The organism is Chamaesiphon sp. VAR_69_metabat_338 (assembly GCF_031423935.1).
Classification (GTDB): Bacteria; Cyanobacteriota; Cyanobacteriia; order Cyanobacteriales; family Chamaesiphonaceae; genus Chamaesiphon.
On sequence record NZ_JANPGM010000178.1, the window covers coordinates 1 to 4586 of the forward strand.

Here is a 4586-nt window from a genome sequence, read left to right on the forward strand (position 1 = left end):
AGAACCCCAAATCCAGAAACCATTGAGTTTCGGTTGGAGTTCCAGTCCAGCAATGCATCACACCGCGTACAGAGCCGAATTCTGCCCAAAACTCTTGACAAATTTTGCGCATGGCAACGGCTGCATCTCGACAGTGAATGATGACTGGTAAATCTAGGGTTTTGGCAATTTGTAATTGAGATCGGAAGACATCAATCTGCCACTCATGGTTATCGGCTTTGAAAAAGTCTAGTCCCATTTCACCGATCGCCACTACTCGTCGATCGCTACTGGCTAACTCACCAATCAGTTCTCCCAAATCTGGCTGCCACAAATCAGCATCCAAAGGATGCAAACCAACAGCAAAAAATAGCTCGGGAAAACGATCGGCTAATTGCTGAGTTTTGGAAAACTCTGCTGGCGTCACGCAAGAATGTACTAGTTGTACGACTCCATTTGCTTGCCAGCGATCGCGTACAGCCTCTAGATCCGCCTCGAAGGCATCAAAGTTGATATGAACGTGAGTATCAATTAGCTGCATTTAGCACGGGTTAACTTGGGTTCGTTGGCGTACTTTTTAGCCTGAGTGCGGCAACACTCGCTCGCTCATAGCCGCTCTCGATCGAGAGACAACAGATTGAGGGCATTGTGTTAGCCCGCTCGCTTTATCCAACAGATCGCAGAAATCAGGCGAGCGATTCTCTAGTTGAGAATCAAGCAGTCTTACTTAAGGACTTTGGCCAGACGAGCTTTCTTATTAGCACCATTATTTCGGTGCAACACACCTTTTTGGACGGCTTTATCGATCTTTTGAAAAGCCTCAGACATACACTTTTGCACTTCAGCCGAAGATTCGGCTGTAGGTTCGGCAGTATGCTTATCGACGGCTGTGAAGTATTTCTTCATCAGCGTCCGTACCGCAGACTTATGAGATTTATTCCGAAGCCGATTCCGCTCGGCGATTTCGACACGTTTGATTGCAGACTTAATATTTGCCACAGTTAGCCCTGGGAAAACTTGCGTTTAAAATTTGACATATTGTCAGACATATAAGCATAGCATACCAATCCCGAAAATAACAAGATCTGCATTTAAATGCACCGATCGACAGAGCAGGGGCGATCGAGCTACCGACCAAATGCGTGCCAAGATTGGCTTGAATTAACCGTTGTCCAGGGTACCCACAAGCGGCGTTTTTACTATTCTTTATGGTTGTCTTGTCTCGTTCAATCTAGAGGGAACCTCCAGAGCGCGAGCCGCTGGTGCAAGAGGTGAGTCTGTCAATTTCGCTATTAAGACTCACATATTTCTTAGGGCTTATGTACTATTTTCCCGAAACTGTGATATACTTGTACTAACAAGGGTCGAGCGCACCCCCACCAAAGAACTTTAAAATTACCGAGCGAGCAGATCTATGACTTACTCCAAAACCAGAGCAACTAAAGACAATACTGCTGACTACAATCACATCCCCGCCACTGGCACAACTGGGACGGCAACATCCACCAGCAATGGCTCGACAATCGTCGATCTTCAGGAAACACAAGTAGTACCCAGTGCAGCAGAAGTTCGCGATCGCTTTGCCGCTCCTGAATACGTCAACCCCAACGCACGGCTACCCCGCATCCAAGCATTACGCGGCGAAAATGGTGCCAGTGAGTGCGGCTACTTCATCACTGAAGCAGAAATGGCCAAAGCTGGCTGGAAGTCGATCGATGAGAGTGAGACGATTGTCTATGAATATAACAGTGGCGGCAAAGAACGCGGGCTATTGATTCAATCGCCTCGGATGCTGGTAGTACCACGTTCGCCATTATTTGCCTTTGACAGACAGCTCTCGCGTTCCGAAGGACGATTGGTAGTCGCCGGACAATATAGCAAACAACTCTATAGCAACCGCGAAAAGTATGGCACGGCACAATGCTATGAAGTATTGCTGTTAGACGAACACAATCAACCATTACATGAAATCGGTTTTGCGTACGTAGCGAAAGGTGCGAATCAAGCCAGCTTTAGCTTCCATTGGCAGCAACTAGTGACTGAAGTTACCAAGTGTCACGCGATCGCCAATGCCATTCCCGCTCGCGCGAAAGATGCCCGATTCAATAGCCTGTGTGTCTTCCAGTTCACCGTCAAACGCGAGCTGGCGGGTAATAACGCTAAATCCCCCGCCTGTAAAGTTCACAGCCACGTTGCCCCTACCCAAGCCAATTGGGATCAGTTCTTTTTGGGACGCCAAGATGAGGTTGCCAACCGCTTCCTCAATTTGTTAACGCCGACAACCGAATTAACTTTGCCGCAATCGCAGCTATTGAGTGCGACGGACAGAGTAGAAGATGAATTTCCCCAAGAATTCGTTGCCTAACCGCATGAGTTAATCATCTCGATCCGCCTGCTTGGTGGAACGCATGCTGAGGAAACCTCAGCGCGATTCCATCCGCAAATTCAATATCCCGTACAATAGAGACATTATCGATAGTGTCTCTATTTTTTTGCGATCTTAAATCTTCAGGATGTTTCGCAATGTCGATCGCGCAAGCGCGCCGCAAGACGGTTGCGAGATAAATACCAGTATGAGAGTTGCCGCATTAGGATTAGATGTTGGGAATAAGCGAATTGGGGTGGCTGGTTGTGATGGCTTAGGGTTGATTGCTACTGGGATTACGACGATTTGGCGCAGTTCGTTTCAGGAAGATATCGCCCAATTAAATGAGATTATCCTCGATCGACAAGTCGAGATCCTCGTGCTGGGTTTACCCTATACGATGGACGGTAATTTAGGCTCTCAAGCTAAACAAGTGCAGAAATTTGCCCGTCGCGTCGCCGCTGTTATCGAATTGCCGATCGAGTATGTGGACGAACGGTTGACTTCTTATGCTGCGGAAGAAATGATGAAGGCGGCAAATATTTCTGTTTCGCAAAATAAAGCGACGATCGATCGAATCGCAGCGGCGGTAATCTTACAACAATGGCTAGATGAAAGACGGTAACGACCATTTGTGCAATCGACATTGGTGCAGGGCGGGCACGAGGCACCGCCCCTACAGGTTATCGTTACACCACCAAAATCTGTAGGGGTGCCCCTTCTTGATGTTTTTTTTATTCGGGGGGAACCCCCGAATAAAAAACGCCGCTTGTGGGTACCCTCACCATCTCGAACATAGTACCAGTTTGTCTGTGCGATCGATGCATCAAGAATGATGCGAGGTTACTAACAAATTAATCGAGCAAAGCTCAAACAAATAACAACTGGCAAGATCGAAATTGACGACGATCGAACTTACACGCTAATTTTACTAGTCACCTGCTAGCCCTCCACGGTAACGGCTGGTAGAATCACTTCGGGGATAACTGCCGGAGTCGATTTTTTTGCTTTAGCTACTGGTTTGGTATTGAAGGTAAGCGATCGAGTCTCAACTGGCGCGGAGCCGCTCACGATACAATCGACGAAAATCGTATCGCCTGCCCCGAAGGTAGTTTCCAGAATCTTGGTGGCGATCGGATTTTGTAATTCGCGTTGAATGGCGCGTTTGAGCGGTCTGGCACCATAGATCGGATCGTAGCCGACATCGGCAAGATAATCTTGGGCGGCGGTGGAGAGTTGAATCTCGATCTTTTGATTTGCCAGCATCTTTTCGATCCGATGGATTTGAATCGTCACAATTTGGCGAAGTTCGGTCTTCTTGAGCGGTTCAAAGATCGTCAGTTCGTCAATCCGCTGGATAAATTCTGGCCGGAAATGGGTGCGGAGGGTATTAGTTACCTGTTCGCGCAGATCGTTGGTTTGGGTATGGTCGCGATTGGGATTGAGTAAGGTCGTGATAATCTGCTCGCTGGCAATATTACTGGTCATCACAATTACCGTGTTGCAGAAATTGACAGTTTTGCCCTTGGAGTCAGTAATCCGCCCATCATCGAGGACTTGGAGCAGGATATTAAAGACATCGGGATGCGCTTTTTCGATTTCGTCGAATAACACAACGCAATAAGGGTGGCGGCGCACGGCTTCCGTGAGTTGACCGCCGTCTTCATGGCCGACATAGCCCGGAGGGGCACCAATCAGACGGGAAACTGCGTGTTTCTCCATATATTCGGACATATCCAGTCGCACCATCGCCTCTTCGCTGTCGAACAGAAATTCCGCTAGGGCGCGGGCGAGTTCGGTTTTACCAACACCAGTCGGCCCCATAAATAGGAACGAGCCGATCGGGCGGTGGGGATCTTGCATCCCCGCACGGGCGCGACGAATGGCGGCGGAGACGGCACTGACGGCTTCATGCTGGCCGATTACGCGGTTGTGCAGGTGGGATTCGAGTTGGAGGAGCTTTTGGCGTTCGGAGGCCAGCAAGCGGTTGACGGGGATGCCCGTCCATTTGGCGACGATTTCGGCGATATCGTTGTCCGAAACTTGTTCGCGGAGCAGCGTGGAGCCTTGGACTTGGACGGCGGCGAGTTCGGATTCTTTGACTTCCCGCTCTTGCTGGAGTTTTTCGTGGACCGAAGCCGACCCTGACCGACGCCAACGGCACGATCCTTACCTACGTGGAACAGCGCAAGCGAGTCCCCGCACGCAGCGCTCCGCAGTTCGGGCCGCCGACCGACATCGT

The 4586-nt window shown here is 49.6% G+C and carries 4 protein-coding genes and 1 pseudogene; 2 read left to right on the forward strand and 3 right to left on the reverse strand.

The window, feature by feature from the left end; genetic code table 11:
* Both RMO84_RS05240 and rpsT read right to left on the reverse strand, forming a co-directional pair.
* A partial coding sequence (locus RMO84_RS05240) for a TatD family hydrolase (protein WP_310487420.1) occupies window positions 1–520 on the reverse strand: 520 nt, incomplete at its 3' end.
* 182 nt (window positions 521–702) lie between these two features.
* Window positions 703–978, reverse strand: coding sequence for a 30S ribosomal protein S20 (rpsT, locus tag RMO84_RS05245; protein WP_310487421.1), 276 nt, complete (start codon window positions 976–978; stop codon window positions 703–705).
* Window positions 979–1393: 415 nt separating this feature from the next.
* Here rpsT and RMO84_RS05250 point away from each other — a divergent pair, with 415 nt between their 5' ends.
* Together RMO84_RS05250 and ruvX are read left to right on the forward strand one after the other, a co-directional pair.
* The gene (locus tag RMO84_RS05250) at window positions 1394–2344 is read left to right on the forward strand and encodes a DUF5895 domain-containing protein (protein WP_310487422.1); all 951 of its coding nucleotides are present in this window, start codon (window positions 1394–1396) and stop codon (window positions 2342–2344) included.
* A gap of 208 nt (window positions 2345–2552) precedes the next feature.
* Window positions 2553–2969 (forward strand): Holliday junction resolvase RuvX, encoded by a 417-nt coding sequence (gene ruvX / locus RMO84_RS05255; RefSeq protein WP_310487423.1) that lies wholly within the window; start codon window positions 2553–2555, stop codon window positions 2967–2969.
* 317 nt (window positions 2970–3286) lie between these two features.
* On the opposite strand, the pseudogene RMO84_RS05260 reads toward ruvX, so the two are convergent.
* Window positions 3287–4471 (reverse strand): annotated as a pseudogene (locus RMO84_RS05260) (AAA family ATPase); the annotation flags it as partial.
* Between the last annotated feature and the right edge of the window lie 115 nt (window positions 4472–4586).